The organism is Photorhabdus temperata (genome assembly GCF_025384845.1).
Classification (GTDB): domain Bacteria; phylum Pseudomonadota; class Gammaproteobacteria; order Enterobacterales; family Enterobacteriaceae; genus Photorhabdus; species Photorhabdus temperata.
Genome location: NZ_JAJAFX010000165.1, coordinates 1 through 1789, shown reverse-complemented (window position 1 = coordinate 1789; position 1789 = coordinate 1). Strand labels below are relative to the sequence as shown.

Below are 1789 nucleotides of genomic sequence, written 5' to 3'. Positions count from 1 at the left end.
ACAGTTTTGTCGCTTTACGACGTATTTATTCTGAACCGGCAACGGTATTTTTGTCATAACCATGAGAGTTATAAGCGAGCAAAACCCACAGAAAAGAAAACTGCGGGTTTTGCTTTGCTTACAGATGTAAAAGCGGTTCCTTCAGAAAATGATTACTGGAACTGCTTGTTTTTGGGAACCTAAAAATCTTATTTTGTTTTAAAGGTACTGAATAGCTTGGGTGAATCTACCAGCACACCATCGGCACCAAGCTCTTTAGCCTGTTTGAAATCTTCTTTGGTTTTAATGCCAAATAAAATGATGTTTGCACCACCTTTAGCGCGGAAACACTTCATTGCTTCCTTATCCCATAACAATACTGATTTGGAGCGTGCTTCGCCAAGAGTATATTTTTCAACAACTTCTACATTGCGGCGCATTTCCAAACCATACCAGCGAGCCGTGTCTGTGTTTTCAGGAATATCACATTGGTGAGCCATTGTAATATTCGCCAGCATAGTGCGGGTTTTATCACGGCTTTCAAAGCGCTGAATCATCTTTGGCAACGCGTTAAGGTATTTTTCATCAGTGGAATAGAAACGGGTACGTGCCAGAGCTTTCTGCTCGGTTAATACTTTTTCCAGTGCCTTGGCTTGCCGTGCTGGATCGGCATCTGGTGATTTCAGATCAATATAGAAGAAAGTCTCTGGGTATTTTTTTAAGACTTGTTCCAGTGTTGGAATACTTAATCCTTTATTGCGGAATGGATGATCACTATCAGAGCCAAATTTGTAACCGGCATCAAATTTGGTCAACTGACTTGCGTTATAGGCAGAAACAGGCCCACTTTCATTGGTTAAGCTATTCAGATCTGATGGACGATAAAGCACAGGAATACCATCTTTTGAAAGCTGAACAGTTATCCAAATGGCATCCGCTTTGTTCTCTAAGGACTTGGAAATTGCATATTCTGTATTTTCAGGCGCATCACCTGTGCCAGCACGGTGGGCGATGATTTGTGGTGTTGTTGCAAAAGCGCCGGCAGAGCAGCAAAGCAGAATGGCAGCGGTAATTCCGTGTCGCATAATTTTCTCCATAATATCCAATTATAGGTAAATTAAAATAATTCACTTTATTTATGATTTCATGATGAAATCAATTGTGAATGTAACACGGCTTGGCGAATTTTAAATGAAAAATTGCGCTTTTTTACATTTGTTATGTGCTCGCTGTAAATACTGTTTCACTGAGCTGGAAGAAACCTGTGGAAGCAGATAGCCGTCCGGGTATGAGTTGTGTACTGGAGAAGACGTTAGAACAACAGGATATTTAGTGTCTGCACCGGGTTCGCCAGTAATTGATGAAAAACCGAACGGTGCTGGTTAACCAAATACGAAGAATGGGTCTTGAGTACGGTATCGTTATACCGAAAGGCGCCCACTGAATCCGAATATGTGTTTGCGACTACATTGTCAGAAAAAATAAAAACCCATACTTGCATAGGTCGGTGTCCATTAGTTACTACTTAGATTTGATTGCCTACACATTCCAACCCAAAAAAAGAGTCTGAATCTGTGCGTCTCTAAATCGACTGTTCTGAAACAGAGCTGATTTTGTTCAATATCATAAAAAATGCAGAGTTAAGCTTCTCTGGTGATTAATGCAAGGTCTATAAACCGAGCAAGGTAAATTTGGTTAATAAAATGTTAGTTATTTGGCTAATTTAAGACTGGCTTCCCGCAAGATTATTGGCATTATTCTGTGATTTAAGTCGCATTTTATTAAATTTATTGGGTATTAATTCGTCTAA

Annotated in this window: 2 protein-coding genes and 1 pseudogene; 2 read left to right on the top strand and 1 reads right to left on the bottom strand. The window is 39.9% G+C overall.

What is annotated here, in order from left to right; all coding sequences use genetic code 11:
• Window positions 1–183: hypothetical protein (locus LGZ99_RS24325; RefSeq protein WP_262979835.1), on the top strand; the 183-nt coding region annotated here is incomplete at its 5' end.
• Between the two features lie 5 nt (window positions 184–188).
• Here LGZ99_RS24325 and LGZ99_RS24320 read toward each other — a convergent pair.
• On the bottom strand, window positions 189–1064 hold the full coding sequence (locus LGZ99_RS24320; RefSeq protein WP_023044432.1) for a glycerophosphodiester phosphodiesterase family protein: 876 nt from the start codon (window positions 1062–1064) through the stop codon (window positions 189–191).
• Window positions 1065–1243: 179 nt separating this feature from the next.
• Between LGZ99_RS24320 and LGZ99_RS25070 the strand changes: the two are divergent.
• A pseudogene (locus LGZ99_RS25070) lies at window positions 1244–1420 on the top strand (IS110 family transposase); the annotation flags it as partial.
• Window positions 1421–1789: the final 369 nt, after the last annotated feature.

What these genes read in the sequence shown, in the direction of transcription:
- LGZ99_RS24320 (WP_023044432.1), bottom strand. Translation starts at nt 1,064, where the DNA reads ATGCGACACGGAATTACCGCTGCCATTCTGCTTTGCTGCTCTGCCGGC.